Source organism: Candidatus Zixiibacteriota bacterium, from assembly GCA_040756055.1.
In the GTDB taxonomy this organism is placed as follows: Bacteria; Zixibacteria; MSB-5A5; order GN15; family FEB-12.
This window is the reverse complement of sequence record JBFLZR010000001.1, coordinates 210,875-228,553: the sequence shown is the minus strand read 5'-3', so window position 1 is coordinate 228,553 and position 17,679 is coordinate 210,875. Positions and strand designations below refer to the sequence as shown.

11 protein-coding genes and 1 tRNA gene are annotated in these 17,679 nt (G+C 52.5%); 3 read left to right on the top strand and 9 right to left on the bottom strand.

Going from position 1 to position 17,679, the window contains the following annotated elements:
- Window positions 1-116: 116 nt before the first annotated feature.
- The 3 genes from AB1483_01025 to AB1483_01015 form a co-directional block, all read right to left on the bottom strand.
- A complete protein-coding gene (locus AB1483_01025) occupies window positions 117-1,049 on the bottom strand; it encodes a serine/threonine-protein kinase (GenBank protein ID MEW6411035.1) in 933 nt (310 codons plus the stop codon).
- A gap of 198 nt (window positions 1,050-1,247) precedes the next feature.
- The gene (pruA, locus tag AB1483_01020; GenBank protein MEW6411034.1) at window positions 1,248-2,867 is read right to left on the bottom strand and encodes an L-glutamate gamma-semialdehyde dehydrogenase; all 1,620 of its coding nucleotides are present in this window, start codon (window positions 2,865-2,867) and stop codon (window positions 1,248-1,250) included.
- Window positions 2,868-3,066: 199 nt separating this feature from the next.
- Window positions 3,067-3,139 (bottom strand) — tRNA-Glu (locus AB1483_01015).
- A 780-nt stretch (window positions 3,140-3,919) separates the two neighbouring features.
- On the opposite strand from AB1483_01015, the gene AB1483_01010 reads away from it, so the two are divergent.
- The 3 genes from AB1483_01010 to AB1483_01000 all read left to right on the top strand — a co-directional run bounded on the left by AB1483_01010 (window position 3,920) and on the right by AB1483_01000 (window position 11,218).
- Complete coding sequence (locus tag AB1483_01010) at window positions 3,920-6,832, top strand: TonB-dependent receptor (protein ID MEW6411033.1); 2,913 nt, start codon at window positions 3,920-3,922, stop codon at window positions 6,830-6,832.
- 24 nt (window positions 6,833-6,856) lie between these two features.
- Complete coding sequence (locus tag AB1483_01005) at window positions 6,857-10,210, top strand: hypothetical protein (GenBank protein ID MEW6411032.1); 3,354 nt, start codon at window positions 6,857-6,859, stop codon at window positions 10,208-10,210.
- Between the two features lie 93 nt (window positions 10,211-10,303).
- Window positions 10,304-11,218, top strand: coding sequence for a PorV/PorQ family protein (locus AB1483_01000; GenBank protein ID MEW6411031.1), 915 nt, complete (start codon window positions 10,304-10,306; stop codon window positions 11,216-11,218).
- Between the two features lie 78 nt (window positions 11,219-11,296).
- Here AB1483_01000 and AB1483_00995 read toward each other — a convergent pair whose 3' ends face one another.
- From AB1483_00995 to nadE (AB1483_00970), 6 genes are all read right to left on the bottom strand, one after another.
- On the bottom strand, window positions 11,297-12,598 hold the full coding sequence (locus tag AB1483_00995) for a UDP-glucose/GDP-mannose dehydrogenase family protein (GenBank protein ID MEW6411030.1): 1,302 nt from the start codon (window positions 12,596-12,598) through the stop codon (window positions 11,297-11,299).
- The gene (locus AB1483_00990) at window positions 12,595-13,560 is read right to left on the bottom strand and encodes a GDP-mannose 4,6-dehydratase (protein ID MEW6411029.1); all 966 of its coding nucleotides are present in this window, start codon (window positions 13,558-13,560) and stop codon (window positions 12,595-12,597) included. The genes AB1483_00995 and AB1483_00990 overlap by 4 nt, the downstream gene beginning before the upstream one ends.
- A 149-nt stretch (window positions 13,561-13,709) precedes the next feature.
- Window positions 13,710-14,702, bottom strand: a complete 993-nt coding sequence (gene nadE, locus AB1483_00985) for an NAD(+) synthase (protein MEW6411028.1) — start codon at window positions 14,700-14,702, stop codon at window positions 13,710-13,712.
- Window positions 14,703-14,731: 29 nt separating this feature from the next.
- The gene (locus AB1483_00980) at window positions 14,732-16,261 is read right to left on the bottom strand and encodes a class I adenylate-forming enzyme family protein (GenBank protein MEW6411027.1); all 1,530 of its coding nucleotides are present in this window, start codon (window positions 16,259-16,261) and stop codon (window positions 14,732-14,734) included.
- A gap of 43 nt (window positions 16,262-16,304) precedes the next feature.
- Window positions 16,305-16,562 carry an acyl carrier protein gene (locus AB1483_00975; protein MEW6411026.1) on the bottom strand — a complete coding sequence of 86 codons (258 nt, stop codon included), beginning with the start codon at window positions 16,560-16,562 and terminating at the stop codon, window positions 16,305-16,307.
- Between the two features lie 45 nt (window positions 16,563-16,607).
- The gene (nadE, locus tag AB1483_00970; protein MEW6411025.1) at window positions 16,608-17,570 is read right to left on the bottom strand and encodes an NAD(+) synthase; all 963 of its coding nucleotides are present in this window, start codon (window positions 17,568-17,570) and stop codon (window positions 16,608-16,610) included.
- Window positions 17,571-17,679 lie beyond the last annotated feature (109 nt).

Sequence of the window (17,679 nt, the reverse complement as noted above, 5' to 3'; positions counted from 1 at the left end):
CGCCTGCTCTCATCTGGCATACGGCGGCAACCTTACAAAATAGGCTTTTTTTCGGCTTAGTAAACAGATTTTTGGAGGGTTACCAACACGATAACCAGGGCAGGGGCGCTCCCGCCTCAGTGGCGGCCCGAAGTCACCACGTACCAGAATATTAGAAGCAAAGCGACCAAAACGGCTATGGAAACATAGCGGCGCGAACTGGGCGGCGGCTTCATAAGAGCCTGAAGCTTCTGGTAATCATCGTGAAACGACCGCATTTCCCTTAGCGTTATCTCGAGCTCACTTGAGCTGGTCAGGCGGTCTTCGGGTTCTTTTGCCAGAAGTTTCTCCAGAAGTAATATCTTGTCTCCGGAGGTTCCCCGGCTTCGAAGCGCCGTGAAATTGGGCTGGTAATCGAGAATGGATCGGCAGATATCGTTAGCGTCAACACCGTCAAAGGGCAATTCTCCGGCAACGCAGCGATAGAAAATTCCCCCGAGCGAGAAAAGGTCGGATTTGACAGTGATGTCCTGGTTGAGGACCTGTTCGGGTGAAAGATAATGGTATGCCTCGGCTGGAGCCTCGAACTCCGGGTTGAGCTGATAATCTTCAAACAATGACAGTCCGGCGTCGATAAGCTTGACGATCCCTTCCGAACTGACCATTATGTTGCTCGGTTTCAGATTGCCGTGAAGAAGTTTCATGGCGTGAATTTCCTTGAGACCCCGAGCCGCCTGGGCGAATATGTCGAGTATGTTGTAGTCGGTTTTGTCCTCGCAGCTGATAATGTCGGCCAGACTCTGACCTGTCACATGCTCCATGACAACAGCTGTCAGGTCGCCTTTCTCGACCACGTGATATATCCGGCCGATATTCGGGTGTTCCTGGTGAATCAGCGCCCTCGCCGTCGAAAGGCGGTCGGTCAGATGCTGCGAGGCGGGCGTTCTCCTGAGGATTTTTACGGCTGCCGGTTTTTGCTGGTCATTATCCCAGGCCCGATAAACCTCGCCGCTGATTCCCTCGCCGATTTTTTCGAAAAGATTGTAGTGGAGAATCTGACGTATTTCCATATATCTATTAACGGTAGAACATCGGCATAACTTGAGGCCAGCGAAGAGACCATCCGCTCAGACGCGGCACATGTATGGTGCCTCTAATTCATTATCCAAAAGCCAGTTATGTTGACAGACTGAATAACATGAGAAGAAGCCGTCGGGTTTCGATTCCCGACGGCCTTCAGATCGTCTCAGCCAACACAACTCAGCCACTTACCCCATGAATGGGTAGCGGTAATCGTGCGGCGGCACAAAATTCTCTTTAATCGACCGCGGCGAGGCCCAGCGAAGCATATTCTGGATACCGCCCGCCTTGTCGTTCGTGCCCGATGCCCGACCACCGCCGAACGGCTGCTGGCCGACTACAGCGCCGGTCGGTTTGTCATTGATATAGAAATTGCCGGCCGCGTGACGAAGCGTTCTCTCGGCCAATTCGATCGCCTTGCGATCGGTGGAGAAAATAGCGCCCGTCAAAGCATACGGTGAAGTCTGATCGCACAGATGCAGTGTCTTGGCGTACTCATCATCTTTGTAGATATACAGAGTGATCACCGGGCCGAAAATTTCTTCCTCGATTAGTCTGAAGTGAGGATCGGTTGTCACCACGACGGTGGGTTCGATGAAATACCCTTTTGAGCTGTCATACTTGCCACCGGCGATTATCTCAGCGTCTTTGGCTCCTTTGGCGAAATCGATAAACTCGGTGATAGACTCAAACGCGCTCTTATCGATAACGGCACTGACAAAGTTGGTGAAATCTTCCGGATCGCCCATCTTGAGGCCCTTGACCTGCGCCACGAGGTCATTCTTGATGATCTTCCAGATCGATTCGGGGATATAGCAGCGTGAAGCCGCGGAACATTTCTGCCCCTGATATTCAAAGGCCCCACGCACGATCGCCGTCACCAGCGCTTTCGGGTCGGCGGAAGGATGCGCGACAATAAAGTCCTTACCGCCGGTTTCACCGACAATGCGCGGATAGGCCCGATAGTTGGCGATATTTTCGCCGACCGTTTTCCACATGTTCTGAAATACCGCCGTCGAACCGGTAAAGTGAATACCGGCCAGATGTATATTACGAAGAACGGTGTCTCCGATTGCCGCGCCGCGGGCGAAAATCAGGTTGATGACGCCATCGGGAAGCCCCGCTTCGCGCAATATCTGCATGAGAATATGCGAGGTGTAGGCGGCCGTTGAAGCCGGTTTCCAGACCACAACATTGCCCAGCATCGCCGGAGCGGTCGGGAGATTGCCGTTGATCGACACGAAATTGAACGGCGTCACGGCGAAAATGAAACCCTCGAGCGGGCGATGGTCCAGTCTATCCCAGATCATCGGAGCGCTTTCCGGTTGAATCTCATAAATTTGCTGCATGTAATAGGCATTGAAGCGCCAGAAGTCCACTAACTCGCATACACAGTCAATTTCGGCCTGAAAGATGGTTTTGGAATGGGCCAGCATGGTGGCGGCATTCATCTTATGGCGATAGGAGCCGGCCAGTAAGTCTGCCGCTTTCAAGAAGATAGCCGCCCTATGTTCCCAGGGCATGTGCTCCCAGGATTTCTGAGCCTCTATAGCGGCATCGACCGCTTTTTTTACTTCGGCTTCACTACCCTGATAATAGAAGCCGAGTTTAAGACTGTGGTTGTGGGGAGATGTTATCTCAATTTTCTTGTCTGTCTTAACGTCTCTGCCATTAATGACGAGCGGGATTTCCAGCGGATTGGCCTTGAGTTGGGCCAGTTCCTTGACGAGTTTGGCTCTTTCGGGTGAACCCGGAGCGTAAGCAAGGATCGGCTCATTTTTTGGTGGTGGTACGCGATAAATTCCCATTTGAACCTCCACGGGTCCGGGCTGCGATGGCCAGCGACCCGTTTATTTAGTCATTCAAAACTTTTATTCACAATCAGTTTTTCAGGACTATCATTTTATATAGAAATTCGGCGCGGGGCAAGCGATTAGTGGCCAACGGGAGCGATACGAGCGTTATACAAAACGGAGTAGGCCAAACGGGAAAGCGGGCATAAAAAAATGACCCCAACGGGAGTCGAACCCGTGTTACCGCCGTGAAAGGGCGGTGTCCTAGGCCACTAGACGATGGGGTCATTGGGCCAAAATTGCGTCGTATTATACTCTTTTTCGACATACTGTCAAGAAAATTCATGGCGGCGCGCTGCCTCGCAATCACTCAAGCCGACGCGGCAATCACGCACCCGGAACAGCTGTCAATGTCCACCCCGTAGCGTCCGTCCGGCGCAATTTCTGCCCGGACCGCCAAAAACCCGCGAGGCTCCCGAAGGGGGAATTTGTATCGATAACATCCACAAAAGATATTACTCTCGGCTGGCGTACGAAGACCTTCGCACCCGACCGCCTCTCGCAGAAAATGGAGGCTTCAACTCCAGAAATGACGATGAGCGTGAGCGAGATGCTGCCTGTCGCACCACTGCGGGAGGCGCATACTGGGCACTTAAGTAGTTTTCTATCAGTCTGTTAATTTCTCGAATGGGCGATAGTGTCCCGGCTGAGGAGAGCAATGTGGATAACCCTTGCATCTCGCAAAATCCCGTCGAGTGTGAAAATAATTACGGAAAAATTTTCATCCAATGAAAGTTGTCGAATGCGAGTATTTGTGTTGGAATGAAATGGATTCAGTGAGTCGGCGTTTTACGGCTTGATTTTAGTTGCTGCAACATACTGCAAAAGCCATTTTTTTGTTGACAATAATGCCCCTAAAGGGCGTATTCTTATTAGGAAAATAGAGGGTCCTTTAACCTTAAACTTTAAGAAATCCCAAAAGGAGGAGTGTATCGATTGTTGTTAAGTCATTTCTTTGCCTCACCACCAATTTTAACTCAATAGAGAAGATAAGGAGTAAGTGAAGCATGAAGCTAAAACTCTTGTGTATCACGTGTACCCTGCTGCTTCTATTAACAGGTACTGTTTTTAGTGCAGTAGTAGGTAAGATTACAGGCGTGGTCACTGATGCTGAGACGCAGCAGCCGCTCGTAGGCGTGACCGTGTCGGTGCAGGGTACAACCTGGGGTGCAATAACTGACCCGGATGGTCGGTACTCCATCTTGAATGTTCCCGTCGGAGACTATACCGTGGTCATGACCGCCGTGGGATACGCAACGGTGGAAATCTCCAACGTGATTGTCCATGCTGATCTCGCCGCTTATGTTAATCAGGCTATGACGCCTCAAGCCGCGGAGCTTGGCACCGTGATTGAGGTGAGAGCCGAACAGCAGCTGGTTACTCGCGACAAAACGACCTCGGTCAATATCGTGCGGTCCGAAGAAATTCAGGCCATGCCGACCCGTGGTTTCGAACAGGTCGTGGGTATCCAAAACAGCGTAGTTCGCATGAATTCCAACGTTGACACCCGCCAGCGCGGCGGTCGTGAGTCCCGGGCGGCATCTCCCGAGCTCAACCTGCGCGGTGGTCGTCCCTCCGAAGTGGCGTACTATGTCGACGGTTTCTCACAGCAGGATCCGTTGTCCGGTATCTCAACCGCCAACGTCAGCAATAACGCCATTAAGGAAGTTTCTGTGACCTCCGGCGCGTTCTCGGCCGAGTATGGCCACGTGGCTTCCGGTATTGTCAACGTCGTTACCAACTCCGGTAGCGATGAATACCATGTCGCGATTGAGGGTGTCACTGACAACTTCCTCGACAGCGACAACAAGCCGGTATTCGACCACAATTTCTACACCGGCGACGTCAGCGGTCCTATCCCCGGACTGAAGAACGGATACTTCTATCTGTCCGGAGAGCGCCGTTATCAGGAAGACCGCACTCCCTCGATTAAGACCAAGGAGATTTATGAGCAGTTCGGCTGGGAATCGCGCAACACGATGCCCAACAACTGGCTCGAAGGCTGGTCGTATCAGGGTAAATTGGATTACAACTTCTCGCCTACTGTCAAGCTGACCCTGAACGGCAACGGGTCGATTGACAGATGGTCGGAATATAGCCACTTTTATAATCATCCGCGTTTCCCTGACCAGGTCAAGCACTCACCGCGCTACGAAGACACCAACATGGGCTTGAACGCCAAGATTACGCACACTCTGAACGCGAATACGTTTTATAACCTGAGCGGTTCTTACTTCATGACGCAAAGAGTGAGAGGCGACGGCGTTCTCTTTGACAATGTGGAGGCCTATCAGCGCGATTATCCCAACCCTGAATGGGATGATTTCAATCTGTTTGCCGAAGGCGACAGTATCTTTGCGGATGACGAGTTCGTTACGTTTTTGGAGCATTATGTCTCTGGCTCCATTCTCAAGCGTAAATCCTCGTACATCGGTTTCAAGGGAGACATCACCAGCCAGATCAGCGCCAGCCAGACGCTGAAGTTTGGTTTTGACTTCCAGCGTCACACCACTCGGTTTTACCAGAACTTCGATGCTTCCGTGGATTACAGCACGGAGAACGTGAACCGTTATGGTTACGACATCTTCGGCAACGAGTCCGATCTCGAGGATTGGGAAATCGAGCGGATACTTTTGAATGCGGACGGAACCACTGATACGGTCTATGCGTTCGGTGCCAAGCACCCCATCAATCTGGGTATCTATTTGACCGACCGTCTTGACTGGAGAGGATTGATAGTCAACGCGGGATTGCGTTTCGACTACTTCGATTATAAAGCGAAGCAGACGAAGAACGTCACTTACCCGCTCGATCCCACCAACGCTGGCGATCTCCTCGGTTCGGTAATCGATCCTACGGACCTTAAGGATAGCGAGAAGTTCACGCGTGTATCCCCTCGTCTCGGTGTTTCCTTCCCGGTCAGCGACATCACGCAGCTGCACGTCAACTACGGTCAGTTCTATCAGCGGCCCGACCTGGTCAGGCTGTTCGTCGGATATGACTTCTTTGGTGCCCGCATTGGCGCCGGTTCATACTACGCCCAGCCGAACCCGAACCTTAAGCCGGAGAAAATCATCCAGTACGAAGTTGGTATTACGCACCAGCTGGGTGAGTTCACGGCTTTTGACCTTACCGCATATTACAAGGACGTACAGGACCTGGTTCAGATTTTCCACCAGGCGCCTGCTTTTCCGTTCGCTTATGACTATTACGGCAACACCGACTACGGTACGATCAAGGGTGTTGATTTCAGCGTCAATATGCGCCGCACGCGCAATATTGCCATGCAGTTGAAATATTCGCTGAGCTACGCAAGCGGCACCGGCTCCTACGCCAATTCAACGTTCAACATCGCCTGGAAGAACCCGGGTGGCACGCCGAAGTCGACTAATCCGCTGGACTACGACCAGCGCCACAGCATCATTGCCATGTTCGACCTGCGCTCAATGAAGGGCGAAGGCCCGCTTGTCGGTAACATCCGTCCGCTCGAGAACTTCGGTCTCAATATAGTGGCGCAGTTGGCCAGCGGTCTGCCGTACACTCCTATGGAGGTGTATGACGCCGTCAGCCCGAACGCCTCCGTTCAGCAGACGCCGACCGGTGGCATCAACTCGGCCAGAATGCCGTGGACCTTTGTCATCGACCTCAAACTGGAGCGTACCTTCCAGGTAGGCAATTACCAGATTCGTCCTTATATCTGGGTCAAGAACCTGCTCGACAGGGAAAATATCGTGGCTGTCTATGAAGGCACCGGCGAACCCAATACCTCCGGGTATCTCGAATCTCCGGAAGGTGTGGTGCGCGCGTCTGATCCCGAGGATGGCGCCGAATTTGCCTACCGATACGACGCTCTGCAGAACAACCCGAAGAACTGGTCCAATCCGCGGATGGTATTCGCCGGGTTGCGTCTATCGTTCTGACGAACATGAGGAGAGGACTATAAGATGAGAATTAAACTTTTATGTTGTTTGATGGTGCTCCTGTTGGCAGTGCCGCTCGCGGCCAGACCCCCGAAAGGGCTTGACACCGAGCCGTCATCGGCAATTATCGACAACACCACTTTTATCGACGCCAACAGGATACTGATGTTCGTGACCAATCACGGCAATTTCGGTCGTGACCTTGCTGGTGTATTCGGTTACGACTATGGTACCTGGTTCCCGTACGCCGGAGACACGGCGCTCATAGCTGGCAACATCGGTAAGGCGGGTGACTTCTCGCCGAACTACGCGGCTGGTCTCTGGGTCGGCGGTCTCGTCAATGATACTATTAGAGTCGTGGTTTCGGTGTACAGCAGCGAATACACGCCCGGGCCGATGGTCGACTCGACCTACTCGCCGGACAGCCCGGATTTCAGAGTCTATAAACTCTACCGTGACAGTCTGGCGGGCAACCCCAGTGGCGACTACACCAACTGGCCGGTCGATCAGGGCGCCCCGGTTAATGAAGATGGTACCCCGAAAATGATCGGCGACCAGATGCTCTGGTGCGTATATAACGACGCCTACGCCAACAATCACGACAACGACGCCGGCTTTACCGATCCGCTTGGAATTGAGGTGAAGCAGACGGTATTCTCTTTTGACCGCATAGGCTCGTTGGGCAATATGGTCTTTGTCAAATACCAGATTTACAACAAAGGAGTGAACACGATCCAGGACTGCTACTTCTCCATCTGGTATGACCCTGACCTCGGTACCGCCGGCGACGATCTTGTCGGGTGCGATACGACTATTGATCTTGGATTTGTGTACAACTCCGATAACGACGACGGTCAGTACGGAGCCGCGCCCCCGGCAATGGGCTGCGACTTCTTCCAGGGGCCGCTGGTCTTTACCGGTGACGAAGCCGATACCGCCCGTATGTGGGACACCACCTGGGTGGGTTATACCAACATGGGCCTGTATTCGTTCAACAAGTATATCAACGGTACCGACCCGGACGAAGCTCAGGAAACATTCAATTATATGCGCGGTTTCAATAGCGACGGCAGCCCCTACACTTACGAGGGCGAAGTCTTGAAGTTCGTGCATAGTGGTGACCCGGTTACCGGCGAAGGCGACATTGACATCGCTCCCGCCGACCGCCGCTGGATGCAGACGACGGGACCGGTGACCGAATTCGCTCCCGGCGACTCCACTGAAATCATCTGCGCCATGATTGTTGGTCAGGGTTCCGACAACCTTAGTTCCGTAACGGTCGTGAAGAACCTTGACAAATTCGCGCAGGTACTCTATGAAGAAGGCTTCAATCCTCCGGCGCCGCCGGCCAAGCCGAATGTGACAGTGGCTCGGCTGTCTGGGGAAATCACCCTTTCCTGGGATGATACCTCAGAAGTTGACCAGGGCGAATATCCCTTCGAAGGATATTCGGTGTGGCAGGGCGAGACCCCTGCCGGACCATGGAAGCTGCTCGGTACGTACGACGTTATCAACGAGCGCGAGGACGCTGGTGAGCCTCTGGTTGACACCCTGTTCGACACGGAATCGGGTTTGGACCTCCCCGTCGTAATGCGTTCGGTGAAGAATACCGGGCTCAGCTATCATTATACGGCAACGAGCGACGCTCTGACCAACACGAGCTTGAAAGACCTAACCGAATATTATTTTAAGGTTAGCGCTTTCTCGTTCGGCTATTTCAAGCAAAACGGTGATGCTGTACCGAACGGAGACCGGTTTCTCGAAAGCGAGAGAACTCTTTCGATAACACCGCAATCGCCCGTAGCTGGTATACATCCTGTTACGGAATCGTATGAGGTGCTTCCCGTAACACACAGTTCCGGTATATCCGACGGCGTTATTGAGCCGATAATCATGGATCCGCTTGCTCTTACGGGGCATGATTACCGCTTGACCTTCACGCACAGATACGACACCACGTATCATCCGTGGGAGTTTGCCGATACCACTTTTGACTTTAACACCACCACTGATACATGCGACCTCGCCTGGGATACTTCGGCCGATCCTGATACGGCGATTGTGACATATTGTGTCGACACGATAGTCGTTGAAATCGAAGAAGGATCTGGCGTTGACACTCTGGTGGATGTGGTTACTTTGTGGCACGTATATGACACGGACGCAAATCGATGGGTGTTACAGGATCAGGTCAACCAGGAAGGTGATGATGATTACTTTGTGTTTGACGGTATCCTACTCAAGGTTCAAGGTCCGTTACCCGGTGTGAAGCGCTGTGACATAATTGATTGCGAGAATGACCCGTCCTCCTGGGGCTGGGACATACCCGCAGGCACACGACGGTTCACATGGGCAGAAGGCGACTTTGGTTTTGAGGGCTTCCGTGGCGCTCTTGGCTGGGAATCACCGGCCCACTACTTCAACGGTTTATCAATAGTGGGACCGGGAGAACTCACGGAGGTCGTGTTGCGACTGGCTACGGTCAGTGCCGAGGACGGCACCTTCGATCCAAACGATGAAAACGTGTCGTACGCCTATCGCTTCTTGAGAAACGCGCAAAATCCACCTGCCCAGCCGGAATTTGCGCCGTTTATTGTTAATCCGTCCGCAAGTTATGTGTTCCAGGAGTTCGATAGAACCTGCCCGCTTTCTGCCTGGAATATGGACACAGATCCGCCTACGAGGCTCGCTCTCGGTTATATGGAGAACAACGTCTCGTTAGGTCGGGTAGATGGAAAATACTGGCCGGCAGAGAGTGATTCACTCGTGGCGTTGGCCACCGACAACGTTGGCTCCGGCGGCCCACGGGAGTGGCTCTTTATCTTCAATCAGCCGTACAGTGAGACCGTCAACCCGGATTGGGCTACCAACGCCCTGTCGGATCCGGCGATTCCTATCCAGTATTGGGCAACATGGAATCGCAGAGGCCACGATGTACCGTTCTCACCGGGCGGGACTGGGGAAGATGAATTCCAGATTTTCCCGGGACGGATTAATCTGCCGGCCGATACGTTCTTCTTCACGGCTCCCTCTCCTCAGATGACCTCTACTGAAAACGACCTCGACCTGATCAAGCCGGTACCGAACCCGTTCTATCTGTCAGGCGGATACGATCCGAACCCGGGCAGCTACGCCATCAAGTTCCATCATCTGCCTGCGGAATGCACTATAACTATCTACAACCTCGGTGGTGATCTGATTCGGACCATAGAGAAGAACGATCCTTCAACAGCCGAAGTTACCTGGGATGTATTAACCGAGAACCGCTTGCCGGTGGCTTCGGGTATCTACATTTATGTTGTGGATGCTCCGGGCTTTGGTCAGAAGATTGGCAAAATGGCAGTCTTCGTCGAGCAGGAAGTTCTGGACATTTACTAAACAAGGAGCGTGAAAGTAATGAAGTATAAACTTTTCATAGTGTTAATGGTTCTCCTTGTAGTAGGCCTGAGCCCGGCTTATGCGGGGAACACATTGAGATTAGGCACCGCTGGCGCCCAGGAGCTTCTGATTCCAGTTGGCTCCCGCGGCACCGCTATGGGTGGCGCCGTGCTTTCGACCACTTCCGGTATAGAAGCTATGTACTGGAACCCGGCGGGGCTCGCCTCGCTGGAAGGTACGGAAGCAGCATTCACATACCTGCCGTATATCGCTGATATCGATGTCAACTTCGTCGGTATCGCCAAAGGTATCGAAGGCTTTGGTACGATCGGATTCGGCGCCAAGGTCGTCTCCGTTGGTGATATCGAGGAAACCACCGAGGACTTCCCGGATGGCACGGGCCGCGTATTCAGCCCGACTCTGTCGGTGTTGAACGTGACCTATGCCCGTGAGTTCACGGCCAACGTCGCGTTCGGTGTGACGGCGATGTTCATCAACGAGGACATCTTCAATGTCAAAGCCACCGGCGTAGCTTTCGATGTGGGCTTCATCTACAAGCCGCGCTGGTACGGATTGTCGGTCGGTCTGGCAGTCAAGAACTATGGCCCTGAAATGGCGTTTGACGGCATCGGGTTCGATCGCGAGCTCAATGACCGTCCGGCAAGACAGGTTGCCGCCAAGTTCGATCTGCCCAGCTCGATCAACGTCGGTATCGGCTACGACTTCCTCGATGACGGCAAGAATCTGGCCAACCTCTCCGGTAACTTCCGGTCGAACAACTACTCGGATGATTACTGGCAGGGCGGTGCGGAATACGTCTATGACGGCAAGTACGCGCTGCGCGCCGGATACAACTTCTCCGAACAGGATTCGTACATTTACGGTGCGTCGTTCGGCGCCGGGTTGACGGTACCGCTTGGTGGCGTTGACCTGACATTCGAATACTCCTGGAACGAGACCGAAGTATTCGACGACAACCAGTACTTTACGTTGAAAGCCAACTTCTAATTTGGTTTTACAACCATAAAAAAAGTCGGGTACCAAAAGTACCCGACTTTTTTATTGCATCTGTTTCCCTCGCCGCGCCTACTGCCGCCCGGTACAAATATAAGTGAAGCCGCGCTTGCGGACATCCTGCGGACTATAAATATTGCGGGTATCAAAGATATTGAGCCCCCTGAGGTTCTTTTTCAGAGCATCGAAATCCAAATCCCTGAACTCGTGCCATTCGGTAGCGATAATTATCAGGTCGGCTTCTTTCGCGGCCGTCAGGTAATCATCGCAGTATGTCAATTCGGCCAGCTCTTTTTTGGCTTCATCCATGGCCGCCGGGTCATATGCCTGCACCCTGGCCCCTTCAGCGAGCAGCTTGCGGGCGATATGAAGCGGGGGGGATTCACGAACATCGTCCGTCCCCGGCTTGAACGCCAGACCAAGCAGACAGATTGTCTTGTCTTTAAGGCCGTCAAGAAGCTTTCGACTCTTTTCGACAATCAACTCCTTCTGACGCTCATTTACCCTCAGAACCGACTTGCCGAGCTGGAAATCATAGCCCACCGATTCGGCGGTGTTGACCAGCGACCTGATGTCCTTGGGAAAACAGGATCCGCCGAATCCGGGTCCCGGATGGAGAAATTTTGGGCCTATTCTCTTGTCCATGCCGACCCCGGTGGCGACTTTGTATACATCGGCGCCCACCCGGTCGCAAATATTGGCAATTTCGTTGATGAAGGAGATTTTGAGCGCCAGCATGGTATTGGAGGCGTACTTAATCATCTCCGCGGTTTCGTTGGTGGTGCCTACGATCGGGGTTTCAAGAAGATACAGAGGACGATAGATGTCTCTTATGATAGCCATCGCTCTTTCGGAGTCGGCGCCGATTACCACTCGATCCGGTCTGAGAAAGTCATTCACGGCGGCTCCCTCACGCAGGAATTCCGGGTTTGAGACTATATCGAACTCCACCTCACGGGTAAGATTATCCCGTATCAGTTTCTTTAGCTCGCGGGCGGTGCCTACCGGTACGGTGCTTTTGATGACAATGACTTTGTAATCGTTCATGGTTCGGGCCACCGTTCTCACGACTTCGCGCACCTGCGTAAGATTGGCGCTGCCATCGTCGTTTTCCGGGGTCCCCACTCCCACAAAGACGACCAGGGAGCGGTCCACAGCCTTTTCGAGGTCGCTGGAGAACACCAGACGGCCGAGCTTGACATTGCGCTGCACAAGATCACTGAGGCCTATCTCATAGATGGGCATTTTGCCATTCTTGAGCATTTTGATTTTGGATTCGTCGCGATCGACACATATGACGTGCATTCCGAAGTCCGACATGCAAGCACCGGCCACCAGACCTACATAACCCGTTCCAACAACGCATATATTCATGTTTTATTCCCTTGCTGCCGCAGATACCAGTTTATGAATCTCTCCAGACCTTCATCTATCGACACCTCTGGCTGGTATGCCAAAAGGCGCTGAGCCTTGGAGATATCCGCGAATGTGCGCTGAACATCACCCGGCTGATGAGGCATTTTTCTTATTTTTGCTGTCTTTTTCAGTAGTTTTTCTATTTTCGAAATCAGTTCTCGAAGCTCAATCGTATCGGAACGTCCCAGATTTATTATCTCATAGCCGAAGTCCGCCTGTCGGCAGCTGAGGATGCCGCCGACGATGTCTTCCACAAAGGTGTAGTCCCGCTGCGAGACGCCGTCGCCAAACTGCTCGATTTCCTCGCCGTTGTGTATTTTCCGAGTGAAAAGGTGGATGGCCATTTCCGGGCGCTGCCGCGGGCCATAAACCGTGAAAAACCTAAGACAGGCGGTCCTGATGCCGTAGAGGTGATGATAAGTGTACGCCATCAGCTCACCGGCCTTTTTGGTTGACGCATAAGGCGAGATGGGGTTATCGACCGGATCGCTCTCCGAGAACGGGACCTTCTTGTTGTTGCCGTAGACCGACGATGACGAAGCAAATATGAACTTTTTTACCGAATGATGCCGGCACGCCTCGAGCAGATTCATCGTGCCTATCAGGTTGACCTGCTGGTAGAGCACCGGATTTTTGATCGATGGTCTCACCCCGGCCATGGCCGCGAGGTGGATCACCTCGCTGAACTGCCCGTCGGCAAAGCATCGGGAAACTGCCTCAGAATCCCTGATGTCGGCCTCTACCAACCGGTATGTGTCAAATTCCAGGTGCGGCCGGCAGTTGCGGCGCTTGATAGATGGTTCATAAAAGTCGTTGAAATTATCGATGACGGTGACACGTTTCCCCTGGGCCAGCAGGGCATCGACAAGGTGCGACCCGATAAAGCCGCATCCCCCCGTAACTAAAATCGACTCCGGCATAATCTCCCTTAAGACAATTTCACCCAATTTGGCGGCCGGAGACGGCCCTGTCAAGTACTATGGAGGAGGTTTGGATGGGGTAGGAACTTGTGACAAAAAAGGCGGCCTCGAGGGCCGCCTAGAAGGCTGTGTCGCCGCCAATAGCGTGCTTATTTCGATAGGTAGGCCGGCCAATCGCGTTCGATGGCGTAAGGCAACTGGCGAATGTGCTCGGTGGAAGTGTGCTTGGACTCGAAATCACGATAAGCACGCTTAATCTGATCGGGAGTAAGGCCCAGTTCTTTCGATACTTGGTTGATGTCGACCTTATACTCCCACGCGTACAGAAGCGGGTCGAGAACGTCAAAAGGCAAACAGAAATAGAAATCCTGATCGGAAACCGGCAGGCTGAATGTATCCGGGCTTGGCGTTCTGTCGATTATCTCTTTGGGGACGCCGAAATACTCGCCGAGCTGATACACCTGCAACTTGTACAGATGCGATATAGCTTCCACGTCCGTGCCGCCATCGCCGAACTTGCAGAAATCACCCAACAGGAACTCGGTCTTGTTGGTTGTGCCCGCGACCAGATAGTTCATTTGCTCGCCCCAGAAATAAAGCGCTATCATGCGCGAGCGGATTTTGACGTTGGCCGCCGAGGTGATGGCCAGAAACTGCTGTTTGGTCAGCCTTTTCTCCTTGTGATTGCCCTTGCCGTCATCGATGCGCAGGGTGTAGAAATTGTAACGGTCGACATTTAGAAGATTTTGCGGCAGATAGATGTTGAATTTGTAGCTTTCATTGTATTCGGGGAAAATGCTCTTGATAACATCATCGCGCGTTTTGTAAGCGGCGAAACTGCCCACTGCCTCGGTCAGATCAACCGTGTGGTGCTTTATGCCAAGTTTGTCGATGATCTTGCGGGCGTATTGGGCCGAAATCGGGTTGGACTCTTTTTCGGGCAGTATCAGGCCATATACTTTGTCCCTGCCGATGGCCTCAACAGCCAGCGAGGCAACCACGGCCGAATCGATACCCCCGCTGACGCCCACAATAATTCCATCTCTCTTGGGTGTTCCCTTTAATTGTGCTGCCATGAAATCCACGACGGTGGCGCTTTCGAGCCTGGGGTCTATTTTGAGAAGGTCGCGTATCGGCTTCATGTGACTTCCTTTCTATATTCGTAACTCTTCTATTTTGCGCTCTTGAGTTTCATCTTATCTATCTTTCCGGATTTCTGCTTCGGAAGAGAACCGGCAAACTCGATCAATTTCGGAACCTTATGGCTGGCCAGCCTGATTCGACAGTGATCGGATATCTCTTTACTCTCGGCTTGTTGTCCGTTGTTTAAGACGATGACTGCCTTTATAGCCTCACCCAGAATAGGGTCCGGGACACCGAATACGGCTACCTCGAGCACTTTTTCGCACTCGAGGATACATTCTTCGACTTCCTTAACGCTTACCCTGTTGCCGCCGGTCTTGATGATTTCCTTCTTGCGACCAACCACGTAGAAATATCCGTCTTTGTCCATTCGTGCCAGATCCCCTGTGAACAGGCGACCGTCGCGGAGAACATCGTTCTCCTCATCCGTTTGATTCCAGTAGCCGAGCATGACGTTTGGGCCGGTGACCATGATTTCGCCAACTTCGCCAACCGGCAGTTCGTTGCCGTCATCATCTACCACCGCCATCCGCACGCCGGGGACGGGGATGCCGATAGACCCCAGTTTTTCTTTAAGCCTCTCGGGAGGAAGATACGACACTCGTGGAGCGGCTTCAGTCTGGCCGTACATGATGAAAATTTCTTTGTGCCCGAAAGCGTCCATCAGCCGCTTTACAATCTCCGGCGCCATGGCGCCGCCCGCCTGGGTGAAATAGCGAAGTGATTCGAGTTTGCGCTTGGTGAAGGTGGAATTGGCCAGCAGAATCATGAAATTGGATGGTACACCCGACAGGCCGGTTACCTTCTCCTGTTCCATAGTGTCCAGCACGACCTCGGGGTACATGAAGCGATTGTCGATAACCAGCCTTCCACCACAGGCGATATGAGTTAATAACAGGGAATTACCATAGATGTAGTAAAACGGCAGGATGACCATCACGGCGTCATCGTTGGTCAGCTTTAGATATTCGATAGTCGCTATTGTATTTGAGACCAAATTGCGGTGTGACAACATGACGCCCTTTGATTTGCCCGTCGAGCCTGACGTGTAAAAAATGGCCGCCAGCTCGTTTTCATCTATTTCGACCGTGTTGTCCTGATATCGTCTTTTCGATGAGAATATGTCGCTTAGCAGTTCTACCGGGATATCATGGCGGCCAACAGAAATCTGTTTGTCGCAGATGACCAGCTTAACCTGGGAGTCCTGCGCGAGGATATCGGGAATGGTGCGCCTGAATTTGGCGCTGGTGATAAGTACGCGCGCCTGACAGTCGGTAGTGATATAGCGCAGGCTCTGAGCGTCGAGGGAGGTATCCAGTGGAACCGCGACATGCCCGGCGGCAAACACCGCGAAAAAGGCCTGAACATATTCAACAGAGTTCTCGATAAGGATAGCGACCCGCTGCCCTTTTTCGGGCAGGATTTCCTTAAGACGAGCGGCCAGGGACAGGGAGGAGTCAAAAACTTCCCCAAAAGTGGCTTGTCGCTCGTGATGAGTCACGGCTATTTTGTCAGGATATTGCCCCGCGCTTGACCTGAGAAGATCGAATACTTTCATGACGTCAAACCGCTGAAAGGCCGGCAATCCGCGCCGGCATTCGTCAGCCCAGCTTCCTGGAAACGTAACTTACCAGATTATTCAGCGAATCCAGATTTCCCGGCGTCATTTCGTCATCTTCAATCGAGAAACCGTACTGCTGTTCAATGAATGAGGCCAGTTCCAAAACGCCGGTTGAGTCTATAATTCCATTTTGCATGAAGGAATCGGAGTCACCCAGTTTTTCACTCTCATCACCGATCATGAAGGTTTCGGTGATGAATTCTCTAAGGGATTTCTTGATATCTTCGGTGCTTGCCATAATTGATACAAACCTCTTATATCGATTATTATCGTTATCGTCAGACTAGATTTCCAGCGGAGCCATGCGCAGATATTCAGTTGCGTCGATCTTGCGCTGAATATTCGCATAGGCCCTCTCTACCTGCTCCGGGGTCAGGTCCATCACCTTCGCCGCTTCTTCGGCAGGCACATTGTGTTCCATGGCGTACCAGAGCATATCCATGCGATAGAAGTCCAGACCAAAGAAGAACTCTTCCTGCGTGCACCCGGCACTATATGTGTCAGTTGTAGGAATTCGTTTTAGTATCTCGTCAGGGACACCCAGGGCTTCCGCCAGCTGGTAAACTTGTATTTTAAACAGATGGGCGATAGGTTTGAGATCGGCGCCGCCGTCGCCGTATTTGACGAAGAATCCCTGCTGATGTTCATCTTTGTTGCCTGTGCCGGCGACTGCGTAATTACGCTTTTCGGCATGGTAGTAGAGGGTGGTCATTCTCAGCCGTTGCTTGAGATTCGAAGCAGCCACAATCTGGAGATAGGCTCCAAGGGGCAGGCGTCGGGTCATAACCTCTCCGTCGGGTGTTTCCACGGTCAGGCTGAAGAAATTGAATGTCTCTTTTTCCAGGATATTGGTCGGAATCACGATCTTACTCTTGTAGCGGTTGTCGTATTCCGGGAAGACCTGACGGATAGCTTCATCGCGGCGGCGGTAGCACCCGAGTCCATCGAGACCCGCCGAGATATTTTCGACCACGGTTTCCACGCCGAATTTGTCAGCCAGAAGGCGTGCCAGGGTGAGGGAGTCAGGCGATGAATCGGTCTCGGGCATCATAATTCCCAGGACTCGTTTTGGGCCCAACGCTTTGGCGCACAGAGCCAGCACGACCGATGAATCGATACCTCCAGAAATGCCTACTACCGCGCCCGCTTTGCGCAGTGTGCTACGGATCTGTGTCCGAATGGTCTCTGCCAGCTGTTCGCTTACGGCAGCGGCATCGATTTTGAGACTATTCTTATCAAATTTCAATGAAGATTCCCCTTAAAAATCCAGTTATACCCTGCGCTAACTATCTTTACAATAGTCAATTAAATGGGAATATATCTAAAGTCAATTATCAAAAAGCTTTGTTTTTATA

What these genes read in the sequence shown, in the direction of transcription:
- AB1483_01025 (MEW6411035.1), bottom strand. Translation starts at nt 1,049, where the DNA reads ATGGAAATACGTCAGATTCTCCACTACAATCTTTTCGAAAAAATCGGC.
- pruA (MEW6411034.1), bottom strand. Translation starts at nt 2,867, where the DNA reads ATGGGAATTTATCGCGTACCACCACCAAAAAATGAGCCGATCCTTGCT.
- AB1483_01010 (MEW6411033.1), top strand. Translation starts at nt 3,920, where the DNA reads ATGAAGCTAAAACTCTTGTGTATCACGTGTACCCTGCTGCTTCTATTA.
- AB1483_01005 (MEW6411032.1), top strand. Translation starts at nt 6,857, where the DNA reads ATGAGAATTAAACTTTTATGTTGTTTGATGGTGCTCCTGTTGGCAGTG.
- AB1483_00995 (MEW6411030.1), bottom strand. Translation starts at nt 12,598, where the DNA reads ATGAATATATGCGTTGTTGGAACGGGTTATGTAGGTCTGGTGGCCGGT.
- AB1483_00990 (MEW6411029.1), bottom strand. Translation starts at nt 13,560, where the DNA reads ATGCCGGAGTCGATTTTAGTTACGGGGGGATGCGGCTTTATCGGGTCG.
- nadE (MEW6411028.1), bottom strand. Translation starts at nt 14,702, where the DNA reads ATGAAGCCGATACGCGACCTTCTCAAAATAGACCCCAGGCTCGAAAGC.
- AB1483_00980 (MEW6411027.1), bottom strand. Translation starts at nt 16,261, where the DNA reads ATGAAAGTATTCGATCTTCTCAGGTCAAGCGCGGGGCAATATCCTGAC.
- AB1483_00975 (MEW6411026.1), bottom strand. Translation starts at nt 16,562, where the DNA reads ATGGCAAGCACCGAAGATATCAAGAAATCCCTTAGAGAATTCATCACC.